Origin of the sequence: Anoxybacillus sp. FSL W8-0382 (assembly GCF_038003845.1) — a bacterium.
GTDB lineage: Bacteria > Bacillota > Bacilli > Bacillales > Anoxybacillaceae > Anoxybacillus > Anoxybacillus flavithermus_G.
In genome coordinates, this window is the sequence record NZ_JBBOPX010000001.1 from 2040483 (window position 1) to 2056648 (window position 16166).

A 16166-nucleotide genomic window follows, 5' to 3' on the forward strand; every position below is an offset into this window, starting at 1 on the left:
TCTAATCAGCAATCTTTTTACTTTACAAAAGTGAGTAACAAACTATATTATAGTTATAGCTTTTCATATTAAAGCGGAATATAAGTAAGTATAAACTTACATCAAGGAGGATCTGTTATGGCAAAAGTACTTTATATTACTGCAAATCCAAAACAAGAACAACAATCATTTAGTTTATCAGTCGGTCGTGCGTTTTTAGAAACTTACAAACAACATCATCCAGAAGATGAAATCGTTGAACTACACTTGTACGATATCGACGTCCCTTACATTGATGCTGATGTATTTAGCGGCTGGGGCAAACTACAACAAGGACAAGCATTTGACCAATTAAGCAAAGATGAACAACAAAAAGTAGCGCGCATCAACGAATTATGCGACCAATTTATTGAAGCTGACAAATATGTATTCGTCACACCGATGTGGAACTTTAGCTTCCCTCCAAAATTGAAGGCATATATCGATACGCTTTGTATCGCCGGAAAAACGTTTAAATATACAGAAGAAGGGTCTGTTGGACTACTAAAAGGGAAAAAAGCGCTCCACATTCAAGCGCGAGGAGGTATATATTCTGAAGGTCCGGCGAAAGAAATGGAGTTTGGTGACCGCTATTTAAGAGCTGTTCTCGCTTTTATCGGCATAACAGACGTTCAAACGATTGCGGTCGAAGGCATGAACGCTTTTCCAAACGAAGCAGAAGCCATTAAACAACAAGCAATCGAACGAGCAAAAGAAGCAGCGAAACAGTTTTAATAACAAACAAAAAAGTCAGCGTGTTCAGCGCTGACTTTTTTATTTCCTCATAGGTACGATACAAACGACCGCTACCCATGCTGGACTAATTTTCTCCCTCGAACCTGTATTTGCGGCGCTGTTTGGCTATTTGTTTTTAGGAGAAGTATTGTCAGTCAAAGGGTACATCGGTGCTGCACTTGTGCTTTTTGGCATTTTATACGCCGAAATGCCGCGAAAACATGTGAGACGATACGCGCCATCTGTCGAACAAAAAAGCTGACATGTCGTCAGCTTGTCACAGTTTAAATGTGAATTTAATAATCCCTGCTTTTACCATCGCTTCAATGACAATGACGATGGCAGGGCCGACGAACAGTCCAAGAAAGCCAAGGAGGCGGAATCCTAAGTAGACGCTTACTAATGCGGCGAGCGGGCTAATGCCTAAGTTCGACGAGAAAATTTTCGGTTCGATTGTTCGGCGGATGACCGTAATGGCGACAAATAGGACAATTAACCCAATGCCTGTCGCGCTATGTCCGTTGGCAATATGAAAAATTCCCCATGGCACTAACACCGAACCTGTCCCTAAAATCGGCAAAATATCGACAACAACAATTAACAAGGAAAAAAGAATCGGATAATCGACCCTTAACATAAGCAAGCCGCCTAACGCAAGCAAAAACGTAATGACGCTCAATAAAAACTGCGCTTTAATAAAGCCGACACCTGCACGGCTTAGCTGCGTTATAATGATTGTCAACCGTTGCTTTGTGCGCTCGGACAAATGTTTTTCGAGCGCTTTTTTGAGCCGCGGCCAATCGAGACTAATAAGAAAAAGCGCAACTAAATAGACGAGAAAATGAATTAAAAATTCTGGAATTTTCGTCAAATAGCCAATCATCGCTTGCGTCAAATTTGTCGCAAACGACAAAAGCATATTTTTCACCGTTTCGACGCTATTTTCGAGCGATGTAATGATTTCACGCGGAATGTCGCTAGAATACGACTGCCATTTTTGAATGAGCTCATTGACAACTGCGGTAATTTCCGATAAAAAGAGCGGCATTTTTTGCGAAAACATCATCGTCTGTTCAACGAGAATCGCAACAACAAAATAAGCAAGTCCTCCCATCGCAAGCAAAAAGAGCATAAACGTAATCGTTACTGCGTGGATTCGTTTCAATCCGCTTTTTTGCAGCTTTTGTACTCCCGGCTCAAGGAGAAGGGCGGTAAAGAACGCAAACACGAGCGGTAAACTGTACGGAAGCAAAAAAAACGCGATTGCTGCCAATAGTGCAAGAACAAGCCACTTTTTCATCATGCTTCATTCAACCCATTTCTTTTTCAATTCCTACTTTATCATAATATAACACTCTCGCGCTTCCTGTCACCTATCAAAAAAAACCAGCGCCTAATGCGCTGGCTTGTTTACGCCGACGTTTTTGTCGGAAAACGACCGTTTTTTTCATCTGTTTGTACATACGTTTTTTGAACGTGCGGGGACGTCATGAGCGAAATCATCGCACCGTAGTCAACCGCAAAGCGAAGATGGTCGCCGACTTGAATGTCGGTGTATGTAGCGTCAACAATCATATGGTCGCTGCTTGAGCCAATGATTTGAACGGGTTGTAGAGGAGTTAATCCGTTGACGTACACGTCTTGGCGGCCGATGCCGACAATGGCGCGTTTCATCATGCCGCGCTCTGGAAACGTCGGCGCTTCGCCAAATGCATTGCGGCTTTGTACACCATATGGGACAGACGGTTTCGTTTTTACTTCAATCACTTCTGCGACGAAACAAAACGCATCTTGATATAGGCCGGGGATGGCTGCGCCACGAATCGTCTCGCGTCCTAAAAAAATGGCTTCACCTAATCGTAAATGGTTAATGCAACCGACGTCTTTCGTTTGTTTTAACCAATAATAGTTCGCGGAATTGCCACCGGATACGTACGGTAAAAATAACGAATACTCTTTTTGAATATGTTTCGCAAGTGACGAAAGCTCACGCATTTTTTGCTCTGTTGGAATAATGCCGCCAAAGCAGGCGAAATTCGCCCCGATGCCGACCACTTGAATGTTTGGCAACTGCAAGATTTGTTCAATAAACGCCGGCACATCTTTCGGCATGACGCCTTCGCGCAAATCGCCCATCTCGACCATCACAATGATCGCATGCGTTTTGTTTTGCTTCACCGCTTCTGCAGAGATGGCACGCACGACGTCGATTTCCGATTGAGCGCTCACATCGACATGTCGAACAACTTCGCTCACTTCGCTTAGCGCAGGCGTGCGAATAAGCATATACGTTGCTGGAATTTGCGCTGATTTTAATTTTGCGATGCGCTCGACTTTCGTATCCGCTAAACTTGTGATACCGCTATCGACAAGAGCGCGGGCAATTTCCATATCTCCGTTTACCCCTTTGATGACAGCGGTCATTTGAATTCCTTTTTCTTCGCACCATTTTTTCAGCGTTTTAGCATTATGACGAATTTTCCGCAAGTCAATTTCGACTTTCGCCGTCATGACACCGCCACCTCAAGTTTTTGTAGAGATGGGAAATAGTCAATGAGACGATCAACGACTTTGTCGGCTCCGTATTTTAATACATCAGTCACAGGCATACGGAATTTTCGTTCGTATTCGTAAATGGTTTGTTTTAGTTCGTCATCTGTCATACCTTCATGATTTAACGTAATCGCAACAACTTTTGTTTTTCCGAAATGTTCAATTAACGCAATTTCACTTTCAACTGTTGGCATTTCAACAAACGGGAAATCACCAAGCACTTTTCGCTTCGGTGGGTGTTGTAAAATAACGGCTTGCGGCCGCGCCCCTTTTAAAATGCCAGCCGAGCTGACGTAAGCTGGGTGGCTAAGCGCCCCTTGGCCTTCAACGATAATAATATCTGGACGTTCTGTTTCATATGCGCGCACAACTTCTCGTTCAAGTTCGCCGATCATATATTGAAGCGGAAACGCATCCATCGCAAAGCCGTATGAAGCGCCTTGAATTAAGCCCGTTTGCCCTGTGGCAACAAATGCCGTTTTATAGCCGCGCTTTTGTAATGCTTTATCAACGATCATCGCTGTCGTCCGCTTCCCGCACGCTCCGTCTGTCCCGAGCACCGCCACAATTGGCGTTTTCACTTGCAAAATACGTCCCGTAAACAACGTCCATTCTTTTTTCGGACGCGGTTTGCGAACGTCGCGAATCGTTACCCCGTATCGCTTCGCCATCGTCATCATTTCTTCATCTTCTGTTAAAAACTCTTGAAGTGGATTAATGATGTGCATGCCTGCTTCCATTGCTTCGATGATTACTTGGCGTTCTTCTTTTTTGAGAAAAGCGTTCGCTGGAGCAATTCCTAAGATGAAGTAGTTCGGTTTTTCTTTTGCGGAGGCTATTGCATCTTGAAGGTTTTTACAAATCGGAATGCCATTTTTCTTTTGATCAAGCACCTCTCCGGCATCTTGACCAGCTTTTGTCGAATCAATGACTGCAACGATCTCATACAGCCCTGAATCGCGCACAAGCCCATTCGCTGTTTTTCCATCCATGGAACCAAATTGATGTTCACAATACACAATGGCGTATTTCTTCATCAGAAATCCCTCCATTTCTTTGTGAAATCAATATTTCCACGAAAAAAACATCTCACTTTACCATAATCGGAAAGAAAGATGTTCTCTACCTTATATTATAACAAATGTTAAAGAAAAAGTAAAATGGTATATACAAAAAAATCCAGACCCTAACATACTGGTTCTTGTAGGTACGATACAAACCAAACGAAAAAGCTCAAGTAATTGAAGAATTTTTACAAAGGTGTTTCAATTCCTCATAGGTACGATACAAATTAATTCATCGCCTATGACTTATGTACATGGGGTACATGTTTCAATTCCTCATAGGTACGATACAAATTGTTCAACCTGTTGGATCGGTTGATCGGCTGGAGTCTGAGTTTCAATTCCTCATAGGTACGATACAAATTTCGAAACCGAATTGAGAGGTGCTGGGTCAACGACAGTGTTTCAATTCCTCATAGGTACGATACAAATTTGCGGGCAATTTCGTTTGATACCACTTGTACGAATACAGTTTCAATTCCTCATAGGTACGATACAAATCACTCCTACATCATTTTTTAACAACTGTTAACATCATTCGTTTCAATTCCTCATAGGTACGATACAAATGCTCCGCTTTTTCAGCAGTTGCGCATCTATCTTGCTCTCGTTTCAATTCCTCATAGGTACGATACAAATTGGGCAAAAGTTGCGCGTGAAATAACCCCTGTTGTTTGTTTCAATTCCTCATAGGTACGATACAAATATTTGAACAACCTTGTCCGCATCTGGTGACTCCTGCTGAGTTTCAATTCCTCATAGGTACGATACAAATGCCCTTCACACGCTCACCGAAATCATTTTCAAAATCAGTTTCAATTCCTCATAGGTACGATACAAATTATACGAACGAATCCATGCGAGCCGCGCTGCCCAAAAGTTTCAATTCCTCATAGGTACGATACAAATGTACAATACTAGTATCAACCACCTTGTCGTACCAATGTTTCAATTCCTCATAGGTACGATACAAATAGCTGAAGCATGATATACCCCCCCATTTTTTTTAAAGTTTCAATTCCTCATAGGTACGATACAAATGGACGAAGAAGCAGAAGCGGCTTTTTCATTGTGTTGTCGTTTCAATTCCTCATAGGTACGATACAAATTGCTGATGATAACCATAAAGACCTCTTTCGATGAGCTGTTTCAATTCCTCATAGGTACGATACAAATTTTAGCAAAAAAAACGGGGGAAGGCTTGCATCGTCGTTTCAATTCCTCATAGGTACGATACAAATTTCACTTAACAGAAAACGGATATGATTATGATGTTGAAAGTTTCAATTCCTCATAGGTACGATACAAATGTACGGCTACACAGTAGTGTACGATGTCCGTACAGACGAGTTTCAATTCCTCATAGGTACGATACAAATGCGTATTGCACAGTTGGCCATTCGGAAAGTGAAGAAGTGTTTCAATTCCTCATAGGTACGATACAAATGCGGAACATACGGCGCGTTGAACGTGATCATATGAGTTTCAATTCCTCATAGGTACGATACAAATTAGTTACTTTACAAAATGCCTATTACGATGTTAAAGAGAAGTTTCAATTCCTCATAGGTACGATACAAATTCTAAAAGAGGGGGTAGAGATCAATGAGGTTGAATTAGGTTTCAATTCCTCATAGGTACGATACAAATATGACCGCGTTTCAACTTCGACACAACCTTCTGCAGCGGTTTCAATTCCTCATAGGTACGATACAAATCCCAAAAAGTGCTGATAAATCAATACTTGGAAAAGCTATACAATGTCATTATACATACATTCGAAAATTCTGTCAATCGTCTTGATGCGTTGATACGTCTAAAAAAGTTGCAAAAAACAAATTGTCGTCGATCCCCTGGGGTTTTTGCAAGATTGGAGGTCGACGACGGTTGTGAAATTATGCGCAAATTACTTATTCCTTTTCTAACAACTCACGCACTTCATCTTCCGCAAGGTCTGTGATGTTTGCGATATCTTCTACACTCATCCCTTTTTTGGCCATCGTTTGTACAAGGTGCTTCATCCCTTGTTTGATTCCTTGTTTGATTCCTTGTTCTATCCCTTCTTCTCTTCCCTTTTCCAACGCCTTTTGTTCATACGAAATAATCAACTCCATCACTTGTTCTTTTTCTTTCGTCTCCATTTCATTCACCTCGCTTCGCAGTCTTCGTTCTTCTTCGTCTGATAATTTCACATATGTTTCAAAAAAGCCAAACAATAACCGTTGTTTCGCTTCGTCTAATTCCATTCGGACAAGCATGCGTAAAAATTGTTTTTTCAGTTCTACCCGTTCACTTTCAGTATAACCCATCTTGCTTAACAATGCAGCGGCGATCGGGTTGTCTTGGCGGATGTAGTTGCGCCAGTTTTGTTTCCGAAGTTCCACAGTGAAAAAATGAAAATCGAGGACTTTGCCAAAAGGAAAGTGGATCATAAATGTAGATCGTTCGTCGCGGATCGGATCGTAGCTAAATACAGCAATCGGTACAATATGTTTACGGTACTTTTCAAACAAACGGCTAAAATAAATAAACATGCGTTCAGGGAACGACGGTTGGACGTAGCTTTGGTTTTCGATATGGACAATAATGAGGCTATCCTCTCCTTTTAATTTCGTTTCGACCAACAAATCAACGCGGTATTTCTCCCCTGCCGTTACATCGGTAAACAACTCCTCCGATAAAAACGATACGTGGCGAAAGTCGATATGCTCATGCATCGTTGGAAAAAAGAGAACGATAAACTCCTCAAAAAACGTTTGGATCAATTCTTTAAACAAACGGTCGTGGTCAATCGGCATACATTCACCTCACATACAATCGTTTCGATGGTTTTATTCGACAATATCATCTCTTTTCCTGCATGTCATAATAAAAAGCCAACTCCTAGCGAGCTGGCTTTTTATCGCCTAATCGGCAAGCTGATAACAAACGTCGTTCCTTTCTCCGAACTGTCGTGAAGCGCAATCGTTCCGCCATGGTTTTCAATAATTCGTTTCACGATCGTCAGCCCTAAGCCTGTCCCCGATGACTTTGTCGTGTTGCAATTCATCCCAGTGTCTAAAGGGGCTTTCTTGCGCTTCCTCGTAAATAAGAAAGACGTGATATGGGCGGAAAAGGTTAACAAAAAATATGGCGTCATTGCGCCATGTTTTTATCGAAACATCATATCGTCTTTACGGGCAACGCCTGTTTTGTATGCCGCTTTCATGACGGCTTCGCGCACGCGTTCGGCGACTTTGTTGTTAAAGACGCTTGTTCGCTTAATTCTTCGTCGGTGACGACAGAGGCGATCGCTTGGGCCGCGGCAAGTTTCATTTCTTCGTTAATTTCGATGGCGCGGCAGTCCAACGCCCCGCGGAAAATGCCAGGGAAACATCGGAAAGTTTTCCGCCGCACGCATCGTTTGAATGCCGTAATACGCATCGTACGGAATTTCTTTTTCGCCGAGCAAATCTTGTTCGATTCGTACTGCTTTTGTTTGCAACATCTATGCATCCCAACTTTCTTCATGTTTTTTTGTCATGTCGTTTGCGATTGGCGTTTCCATCATGTTTTTAATTTCCATCAAATTGCTCGTTTTTCCTAACGCCCACATCAGTTTCGGTACGATCGCTTCCGTATTCATATCGCCTGATAAAATGACCGTATTTTGCGCCACTTTTCGCCCGACTTCATATAATGTTAAATCTTCTCCTTCTTCTAAACATTGCGTCGTAATAACAACCGCCATGCCATCGTCGATCAGTTCCTTCATTTTCGGCAATAAATTACGCCCTTGAAACGGCACGCCCCCGCTTCCAAAACTTTCAATAATCACACCGCGATATAAATGGCGAATGTAATCAAATATTTCTGGCTTCGTACCCGGATGAAGCTTCAGTAAAAACACGTCCGGGCAAAGCGACGGATCAAATTGCAACTCGCCGCTCGGCTTTGGCAGTTCGTATTGATAATTGATGCGATCGTGATGAATGTAAGCGACGTACGGATGGTTAATGCTTTCGAACGCATCATAGCTTTTCGTCCGCATTTTTACTGCCCGCGTACCTAAAATAACGCGCCCATCGAAAACGACGAACACCCCACTCACATCTTCGCACGCAAAGCGAAGCGCATCGCGTATATTTTTTTTCGCATCCGTTTTCGGAAAGCCGATCGGCACTTGAGAGCCAGTCAATACAATCGGCTTATTCACGTTTTGAAGCATATATGACAACGCAGCTGCCGTATACGCCATCGTATCCGTTCCGTGCGTCACGACAAAGCCGTCATAGCGATCGTATTGCTCATAAATCGCCTCCGCAATGTCACGCCAATGCTCCGGCTGCATGTTTGTGCTATCGATGTTCATTAAAATTTGGCTATCTAAATGATACGGCTGATTTTCAATCGTAATGTAGCTTGTTAATTCTTTTGCGGTTAGTTTCGGTGTCAATCCTTCTTCACTTGGCACGGAAGCAATTGTGCCGCCTGTCGCAAGCAACAAAATTTTTTTCATCATCGTCACCTCAAATATGGCGATTTTAAGTCATCTATTGTATTGTTTGTGTCATGTAGTGTAAACTATGAATACATTCGTTCGCGATTCGCGTACATTCATTTCAATTATATTTAGGAAAAAAGAAAATAACAAGTGTTTTTATTCATTTCGCGAACAGCAATAAGGGGGGAAACATGATGATTTCAAAACGACTATCGGAATTAAGAAAGAGAAAGCAATGGTCGCTGCAATATATTGCCGACCAGCTAAATATTGCTAAAAGCACGTACGCAGGCTATGAATCTGGGTATCGCCAACCGTCGCTCGAAGCGGTCAAGGAGCTGGCAACGTTGTTTGGCACAACAACAGACTACTTACTCGGGACAACAGACGAGGAACAACCGTCGATCGAGCTCACTCGCCCGACGGTTCGACTGACAGTAGACGGTGAACCGTTAACGGAAGACGAAATCATTCAACTCATCGCATTCATCCGCGCAAAACGCGACATCGAAAATAAAAAATAGGCGTCAACAACGCCTACTTCATCACGTATGCGACATCGCGCGCTAGCCGTTCAACAGATGCATACGGCAGATCCAACTGCAACATGCGCCGCAACACGTGGCGTGCTTCTATTGACAAGGAAAGTTCGTCTTCCCAACTTTTCTCTTTGTCCTCTGTTGGCTCATAAGACGAATATAACAAAAACAGTAAAAAATGACCGAGGGCATATATGTCGCTCTTTACATGAATGCTTCGCCTTAGCCGCTGTTCAAGCGTGAACAACCGTTCGTTTTTTTCATATAAAAAGCGCGCAAGCCCAAAATCGAGCACATATACAATCCCATTGCGAAAGACGATATTCGGAATGCGCAAATCGCGATGCACAATGCCGTGCGCGTGGATGTATTGCACGACACGTAACACATCTGCCAATAACGAAAACGCTTCTTTTTCCCCATACGTTTGTTTTTTCTCAAAAATAAGCGTTTCGATCGTATCTCCATCGATATATTCCATGACAAGATGCGGAATGCCGCGCACATCGAACATATCATATAGCTTTGGAATTTGCGGATGGTTTAGCTTTCGTAACATGAGCGCTTCTCGTTCAAACGATGCGATTCGCTTCTTTGTTTTCGTCCGCTTCATTTGCTTTACAACGACAAGCTGGTTCGTCTCCTCATCGCGCGCCACATATGTTATCCCGTAGCTTCCTTCACCGAGCCGCGCTTCAATCGTGTATCGCCCGTTTACGACCGTTCCTTCCCGATACGGCTTTTCAATAAAAATCATGAACTGCCAAAAAAGCTAGAAAATACGCTATGGCTACGATGCTTCTTTTTATAATGTTTGTAGCCGTATTGCGACGGATGGCGATGCGGACGGTACGTATAGCGATCGCTGCTGCTGTAACGATGCTTGTGCATATTTTTGTGTAAAAGCATCTCAAGCAATTTTTTCAGCATGGTTATCATCCCCTTCATAACGGATAGCTTACTATACGGAAAAATAAGAAAAAAGTTTCATATTTAAAGTATATCCTTGCGAAATAGAAAAAATTTTAAGAAAATACACAGGAAGGGGGGATACATATGTTTCATAGTGGTGTCAAAGCAGGAATCGCCATTGCGATTGGATATGCGCCCGTTGCGCTAACGTTCGGTTTGTTAGCCAAGTCGACAGGACTTTCGATTGTAGAAACAACGCTGATGAGCATGATTGTATTTGCGGGGGCGGCGCAATACATTTCGCTCAATTTACTTTCTCTTGGGACAGGCGCATTTGAAATCATTTTAACGACATTTATTTTAAACATTCGCCATTTTTTAATGTCGGCATCATTAAACGAAAAAGCCGAACGCGAGTCGCTTTGGAAAAAAGCGTTGTACGCATTCGGCATAACGGACGAAACGTTTTCTGTCGCTGCGATGAAAGAAGGGACCGTCTCCGCTTCGTATATGTTCGGGCTTATTTTTATTTCTTACAGCAGCTGGGTAATCAACTCTGCGATCGGGCATATCGTCGGCGCATATTTGCCGGAAAACGTACAACAAAGCTTATCTGTCGCCTTGTATGCGATGTTTATCGGCTTGTTAGTCCCAGCCATCAAAACAGAGCGAAAAGCGCTTTGGCTCGCGATCAGTTCCGGGCTAATGAACTGCGCGCTCTTCTTATGGCTCAACGTCCCAAAAGGATGGGCGATCGTCATCGCCACGATTGTATCGGCTGTGGTCATCCAATGGCTTGCCGAGAAAGGAAAGGAGACGGAATATGCGCAGTGACATCATTTTTATCATTCTCGGCATGGGCATCGTCACATACATTCCGCGCATGCTTCCATTGACGCTTTTTCATCGCATCGACTTGTCGCCGTTTTGGCGCGGCGTGTTGCGAAACGTACCATACGCTACGCTTGGTGCGCTCATTATCCCAGGCATTTTTCTTATCCAAGACGATCCGTGGTTTGGCATTCTCGGCTTTTTTAGCGCCGTACTCGCCGCTTCACTCGGCGCTAACGTCATGATCGTCGTTTTCGTTGCGGTGCTTGTGTTAAGCGTGTATACGACACTATAAAACAATCCCCCACTTCAACAAGTGAAAGTGGGGGATGTTCATTTAAGCTCTTTTCTTTTTCATTAACCACACAATAAAAGCAATAAAAAGAACGATTAACAACGCATAAACAGCATGTGAATACATGTTCATATACTCGACAATATTTTCCCACGATTCGCCAACCATCGCGCCAATTTTAATGAGTACAATATTCCAAATGGCTGTACCAATCGTTGTCAACAATAAAAAGATGCTAAATTTCATGTGCGCCATGCCAGCTGGGATGGAAATTAAACTTCTTATTAAAGGAATAAAACGGCATAAAAATACCGCCCACACCCCGTATTTTAAAAAGCGAGCATTCGCATGATCGACATCTTTTTTCGTCAGGCGGAGAATATGTCCCCATTTGTCAACGATTTTTCCGAGCCGCTCAATATCCATCAACAAACCGACACCGTAAAGGATTGCAGCCCCAAACACAGAACCTAGCGTCGATGCAACTACTACGCCACCGATCGTTAAATTCGTTTTCGTCGTCATGAATCCGCCAAAAGTTAAAATCACTTCAGAAGGGATCGGGGGAAATACGTTTTCCAACGCAATTAAAAAGAGAATGCCGATGTACCCGTATTGTTCTATAATATGTATAATCCAATTTTCCATAACCCACCTCATGAATGAATTTCAAAGACTACAATATTATAATATGACCAAGCAATAAATATTCACCTAAGTTCGTCACCTTACCTCCTGCTTACTACTTATTTATAGAATTCAACATATTGCACAACCTTAAACAGAAGGATATAAAAAAACAACCATACAGTCAACTTTGACGCTATGTAAAAAGGTCTTTGCTAACATGTAGCAAAGACCTTTTTACATTATTCGCTAGCAGAAGCTTTTTCGTTTAGCGTGCTATGTTTGCGTCCGTAGGTGAAGTAAATCACAAGACCAATCAATAACCAAGTCACGAAACCGATCCACGTCGTTAACGGCAATTGAAGCACTAAATAGCCGCAGAACGCCACCGCCAATAATGGCACAAGTGGAACGAGTGGTGTTTTAAACGCCCGTTTTAAATCTGGCTGCGTTTTACGTAAAACAAGAACACCCGCTGAAACGACGATAAACGCGAACAATGTTCCGATATTTGTCAATTCTGCAAGTTTATTTAATGGTACAACTCCTGCAAAGAACGCAACTAATAAACCTGTTAGCCATGTGTTCACAAATGGAACTTGTCTAACTGGGCTAACACGTGAAAATACTTTTGGCAACAATCCGTCACGGCTAATTGCATAGAATAAACGAGTTTGACCGTACATCATAACGAGCAATACTGTTGTAATTCCTGTAATTGCTCCAAGTGAAATAAATCCAGCGACCCAATCTTGTTGGATGTAGTTTAAAGCAAATGCTACCGGATTTTTTACGCCTAGCTGATCATACGGAACAATACCTGTTAATACGAGTGAAACGGCAATGTACAATAACGTACAAATTAAAAGTGATGCGATAATTCCGATTGGCATATTGCGTTGTGGATTTCTCACTTCTTCCGCAGCAGTAGAAACGGCGTCAAATCCGATGTATGCGAAAAATACTGTCGCCGCTCCTGTCGCAACGCCTGAGAAACCGTACGGCATAAATGGCGTCCAGTTTTCTGGCTTCACATACCATACGCCAACTGCAAGGAACAATAATATAACCGCAACTTTAATAATTACCATCACCGCATTAAAGCGAGCCGATTTTCTTACTCCACGCGTTAATAAGAACGTAATAAGTAAAACGATTAAAATGGCTGGTAAGTCAATAAATGTTCCTTTTGCTGGGTCGTAAGCGTTTGTAAGTGCTTTCGGAAGTTCGATGCCAAAACCTGCTAACAACCCTTGAAAATAACCGGACCATCCTACCGCAACGGCAGAGGAAGCGACCCCGTACTCTAAAATTAAGTCCCAACCTAAAATCCAAGCCATTAATTCACCAAAAGCTGCGTAGCTATACGTATACGCACTTCCCGATACCGGAACAGTCGATGCAAATTCTGCATAGCAAAGTGCCGCAAACACGCACGCAAGACCGGAAAGAATAAATGAAAGAACAAGTGCTGGCCCGGCATGTTCTGCTGCTGCTACCCCTGTAAGTACGAAAATTCCTGTACCGATGATCGCACCAATTCCGAGCATCGTTAAATCAAATGCACCTAATTCTTTTTTTAGTGATGCCCCTTTTCCTTCTGCTTCTCTCAGAAGGACATCAATCGGTTTCTTTCTGAATAAATTCATCCGCTGTCTCTCCTTGTCGTTTTTTGTCGAATGTTGCAGAAGTTGCACGACTGAAATTGTATACTATTCGATATTTTTTGTAAAGTTGAAAAATAAAGAAATAGTCCGATTACTTTTCTTTTTTCACAAACTCATCTTCTAAACACGAAAATTACCTTATTTATCAGAAAATAAATTATTATTTTAATTTTACAAAAATAATTTCGGTTGTTTTTCTGATAAAAATATAGTTAAATGACAATTAATTTTTTAAATTTTTTAATTTACTAATTTTTCAGATAAATGTATAATGAAATTGTGACATACTTGTGAACATCATGTGTCATACTTATGAAAACGAAATGAAAGGAGGATCACATTACTTTTATCTTGCCCATCAAAAGCAAAAAAATATTTGTAAGAGGGGGTTAGTTAAATCATGGCTTTGAAAGAATTTTCTTCTCAACAGCAAACGATTGACTATAGCAAAGTCGTTCAATCAGCTTCTTTCCAACAGCTTATGCGTGAAAAACGCGGATTCATTTTACCTTTCTCATTGTTCTTTTTAGCGTTTTATTTTACGTTGCCGATTTTAACATCGTATTCAACTGTGCTCAATACTCCAGCATTCGGCTCCATTAGCTGGGCTTGGGTGTTTGCTTTCGCTCAATTCATCATGACATGGGTGCTTTGCATGTTGTACTCTAAGCGCGCCGCACGTTTTGATGAAATCGTTGAAAAAATGAAACAAGAAGTAAAAGGAGGCAACATGTAATGAACGGATTAGCATTCACCCTATTTTTAGCGATTGTTGCATTAACGCTTATTATTACGTACTTTGCTTCTAAACGAACAAAAACAACGAGTGAATTTTACACAGCCGACAGTTCATTAACTGGCTGGCAAAACGGATTAGCAATCGCCGGAGACTACATGTCAGCTGCCTCATTTTTAGGTATTGCCGGAATGATTGCGTTAGTTGGTTTTGACGGATTTTTCTACAGCATCGGCTTCCTCGTCGCATATCTTGTCGTTCTTTACATCGTTGCAGAGCCGCTTCGCAACTTAGGGAAGTATACGATGGCAGACATGATCGCTGCACGTTTTGATGATAAAAAAGTGCGCGGTGTGGCAGCATTAAACACCGTTTCGATTTCTATTTTTTACATGATTGCACAACTTGTCGGTGCAGGTGCCCTCATTAAACTTTTATTAGGTATTGATTATGTGTACTCCGTCTTAATCGTCGGAACGTTGATGACCGTTTATGTCGTATTCGGCGGAATGACAGCAACAAGCTGGGTGCAAATTGTAAAAGCTGTTTTATTGATGGTTGGTACGTTCATTATTTCCATCATGGTATTTGCGAAATTTGATTTTAGCATTTTCAAAATGTTTGAAGAAGTAAAAACAGCAACACCGTTAGGCGAAGCGTTTTTAAATCCAGGCAATAAGTTTAAAAATCCACTTGACACCATCTCACTCAACTTGGCTCTCATCTTAGGTACAGCAGGACTTCCACACATTTTAATTCGTTTCTTTACAGTAAAAGACGCACCAACAGCTCGAAAATCAGTCGTATATGCAACGTGGATTATCGGATTGTTCTATGTTATGACGATTTTCTTAGGATTCGGAGCAGCAGCGTTTGTAGGCTACGATAAAATCGTTGCAGCAAACCCAGCTGGAAATATGGCTGCGCCATTATTAGCTGAAACGTTAGGCGGCGACTTCTTGTTCGCATTCGTTTCTGCGGTCGCATTCGCAACCATTTTAGCGGTTGTCGCTGGACTTGTTTTATCTGCCGCATCAGCATTTGCCCACGACTTTTATAGCCATATTATTCGTCATGGGCAAGCAACAGAAAGAGAGCAAATGTTGGCTGCGCGTTGGGCATCAGTTGGAGTTTCCGTATTGTCCATTTTATTAGCGTTATTTGCTCAAAAAATGAACGTGGCATTCCTCGTTGCATTAGCGTTCGCCGTAGCAGCAAGCGCCAACTTGCCAATCATTTTATTAACGATCTTTTGGAAGCGCTTTAATACAACAGGCGCCATTACAGGCATGCTCGTCGGCTTGTTTAGCTCACTCTTGCTTGTAGCGCTTAGCCCGAACGTTTGGGCACCAGAACCTGGTGTAGCCATTCTCGTTGGCGAACCAATTTTCAAACTTTCAAACCCAGGAATTGTGTCCATTCCGTTAGGCTTTATCGGGGCTATTGTCGGTACGCTCCTCTCGTCGAAAAAAGCAGACGAGAAAAAATACGAAGAAATTCTCGTCAAAGCAAATACCGGCATAAAAGAACTAACACATTAATGTTCGATCGGTACATCCGAAACAATCATCTGAAAGAATCAGGGCGAAATTGCTCTGATTCTTTTTACGAACAGTGCCTGGCACCGTTCGCTTATGCTTTTCGTTTCGAACCTTGCAAGCGATTAAACAATGATTTCACTACTTATGCGATACATATAGTATAAA

Annotated in this window: 16 protein-coding genes, 3 pseudogenes and 1 CRISPR repeat array; of the genes and pseudogenes, 7 read left to right on the forward strand and 12 right to left on the reverse strand. The window is 42.2% G+C overall.

The annotated features are described in order from the left end of the window. Positions 1-117 precede the first annotated feature (117 nt). Positions 118-753: an FMN-dependent NADH-azoreductase gene (locus NSS60_RS10730; protein WP_004891529.1), complete on the forward strand. Its 636-nt coding sequence runs from the start codon at positions 118-120 to the stop codon at positions 751-753. 43 nt (positions 754-796) lie between these two features. Further along, positions 797-1015: pseudogene (locus NSS60_RS10735) on the forward strand (EamA family transporter); the annotation flags it as partial. 15 nt (positions 1016-1030) lie between these two features. On the opposite strand, the gene ytvI reads toward NSS60_RS10735, so the two are convergent. The 8 genes and pseudogenes from ytvI to NSS60_RS10775 form a co-directional block, all read right to left on the reverse strand. Further along, positions 1031-2053 carry a sporulation integral membrane protein YtvI gene (gene ytvI / locus NSS60_RS10740; RefSeq protein ID WP_004891532.1) on the reverse strand — a complete coding sequence of 341 codons (1023 nt, stop codon included), beginning with the start codon at positions 2051-2053 and terminating at the stop codon, positions 1031-1033. A gap of 110 nt (positions 2054-2163) precedes the next feature. After that, positions 2164-3264, reverse strand: a complete 1101-nt coding sequence (locus NSS60_RS10745; RefSeq protein WP_004891533.1) for an alanine/ornithine racemase family PLP-dependent enzyme — start codon at positions 3262-3264, stop codon at positions 2164-2166. Then, positions 3261-4343, reverse strand: a complete 1083-nt coding sequence (locus tag NSS60_RS10750) for a DUF1611 domain-containing protein (protein WP_035018798.1) — start codon at positions 4341-4343, stop codon at positions 3261-3263. Before NSS60_RS10750 ends, NSS60_RS10745 begins: the two co-directional genes overlap by 4 nt. Before the next feature lie 225 nt (positions 4344-4568). Continuing rightward, positions 4569-6088: direct repeats of the CRISPR family, unit length 30 nt; unit sequence GTTTCAATTCCTCATAGGTACGATACAAAT. Positions 6089-6280: 192 nt separating this feature from the next. Next, the gene (locus tag NSS60_RS10755; RefSeq protein WP_004891539.1) at positions 6281-7168 is read right to left on the reverse strand and encodes an Rpn family recombination-promoting nuclease/putative transposase; all 888 of its coding nucleotides are present in this window, start codon (positions 7166-7168) and stop codon (positions 6281-6283) included. Positions 7169-7269: 101 nt separating this feature from the next. Further along, a pseudogene (locus NSS60_RS10760) lies at positions 7270-7407 on the reverse strand (ATP-binding protein); the annotation flags it as partial. A 114-nt stretch (positions 7408-7521) separates the two neighbouring features. Next, a pseudogene (locus tag NSS60_RS10765) lies at positions 7522-7745 on the reverse strand (malic enzyme-like NAD(P)-binding protein); the annotation flags it as partial. After that, complete coding sequence (locus NSS60_RS10770; RefSeq protein ID WP_164875835.1) at positions 7693-7854, reverse strand: hypothetical protein; 162 nt, start codon at positions 7852-7854, stop codon at positions 7693-7695. The pseudogene NSS60_RS10765 and the gene NSS60_RS10770, both read right to left, overlap by 53 nt. A 3-nt stretch (positions 7855-7857) precedes the next feature. Continuing rightward, positions 7858-8868, reverse strand: coding sequence for an asparaginase (locus NSS60_RS10775; protein WP_004891543.1), 1011 nt, complete (start codon positions 8866-8868; stop codon positions 7858-7860). 179 nt (positions 8869-9047) lie between these two features. On the opposite strand from NSS60_RS10775, the gene NSS60_RS10780 reads away from it, so the two are divergent. Beyond that, on the forward strand, positions 9048-9377 hold the full coding sequence (locus NSS60_RS10780) for a helix-turn-helix domain-containing protein (protein WP_035019248.1): 330 nt from the start codon (positions 9048-9050) through the stop codon (positions 9375-9377). 13 nt (positions 9378-9390) lie between these two features. On the opposite strand, the gene NSS60_RS10785 is transcribed toward NSS60_RS10780, so the two are convergent. Continuing rightward, entirely contained in the window at positions 9391-10149 is a 759-nt protein-coding gene (locus NSS60_RS10785) for a serine/threonine protein kinase (protein WP_004891548.1), read from the reverse strand. Continuing rightward, positions 10146-10322: a hypothetical protein gene (locus tag NSS60_RS10790; protein ID WP_003399256.1), complete on the reverse strand. Its 177-nt coding sequence runs from the start codon at positions 10320-10322 to the stop codon at positions 10146-10148. The genes NSS60_RS10785 and NSS60_RS10790 overlap by 4 nt, the downstream gene beginning before the upstream one ends. A gap of 126 nt (positions 10323-10448) precedes the next feature. On the opposite strand from NSS60_RS10790, the gene NSS60_RS10795 reads away from it, so the two are divergent. Both NSS60_RS10795 and NSS60_RS10800 read left to right on the forward strand, forming a co-directional pair. Then, positions 10449-11138 carry an AzlC family ABC transporter permease gene (locus NSS60_RS10795; RefSeq protein ID WP_004891551.1) on the forward strand — a complete coding sequence of 230 codons (690 nt, stop codon included), beginning with the start codon at positions 10449-10451 and terminating at the stop codon, positions 11136-11138. Continuing rightward, positions 11128-11430, forward strand: a complete 303-nt coding sequence (locus tag NSS60_RS10800) for an AzlD domain-containing protein (RefSeq protein WP_004891553.1) — start codon at positions 11128-11130, stop codon at positions 11428-11430. Before NSS60_RS10795 ends, NSS60_RS10800 begins: the two co-directional genes overlap by 11 nt. A 42-nt stretch (positions 11431-11472) precedes the next feature. On the opposite strand, the gene NSS60_RS10805 is transcribed toward NSS60_RS10800, so the two are convergent. Beyond that, positions 11473-12078 carry a DedA family protein gene (locus NSS60_RS10805; protein WP_004891554.1) on the reverse strand — a complete coding sequence of 202 codons (606 nt, stop codon included), beginning with the start codon at positions 12076-12078 and terminating at the stop codon, positions 11473-11475. 221 nt (positions 12079-12299) lie between these two features. Further along, the gene (locus NSS60_RS10810) at positions 12300-13706 is read right to left on the reverse strand and encodes an amino acid permease (RefSeq protein WP_004891557.1); all 1407 of its coding nucleotides are present in this window, start codon (positions 13704-13706) and stop codon (positions 12300-12302) included. Between the two features lie 418 nt (positions 13707-14124). Here NSS60_RS10810 and NSS60_RS10815 point away from each other — a divergent pair, with 418 nt between their 5' ends. Continuing rightward, positions 14125-14460: a DUF485 domain-containing protein gene (locus tag NSS60_RS10815; RefSeq protein WP_004891560.1), complete on the forward strand. Its 336-nt coding sequence runs from the start codon at positions 14125-14127 to the stop codon at positions 14458-14460. Next, positions 14460-16001 carry a solute symporter family protein gene (locus NSS60_RS10820; protein WP_004891562.1) on the forward strand — a complete coding sequence of 514 codons (1542 nt, stop codon included), beginning with the start codon at positions 14460-14462 and terminating at the stop codon, positions 15999-16001. Before NSS60_RS10815 ends, NSS60_RS10820 begins: the two co-directional genes overlap by 1 nt. Positions 16002-16166 lie beyond the last annotated feature (165 nt).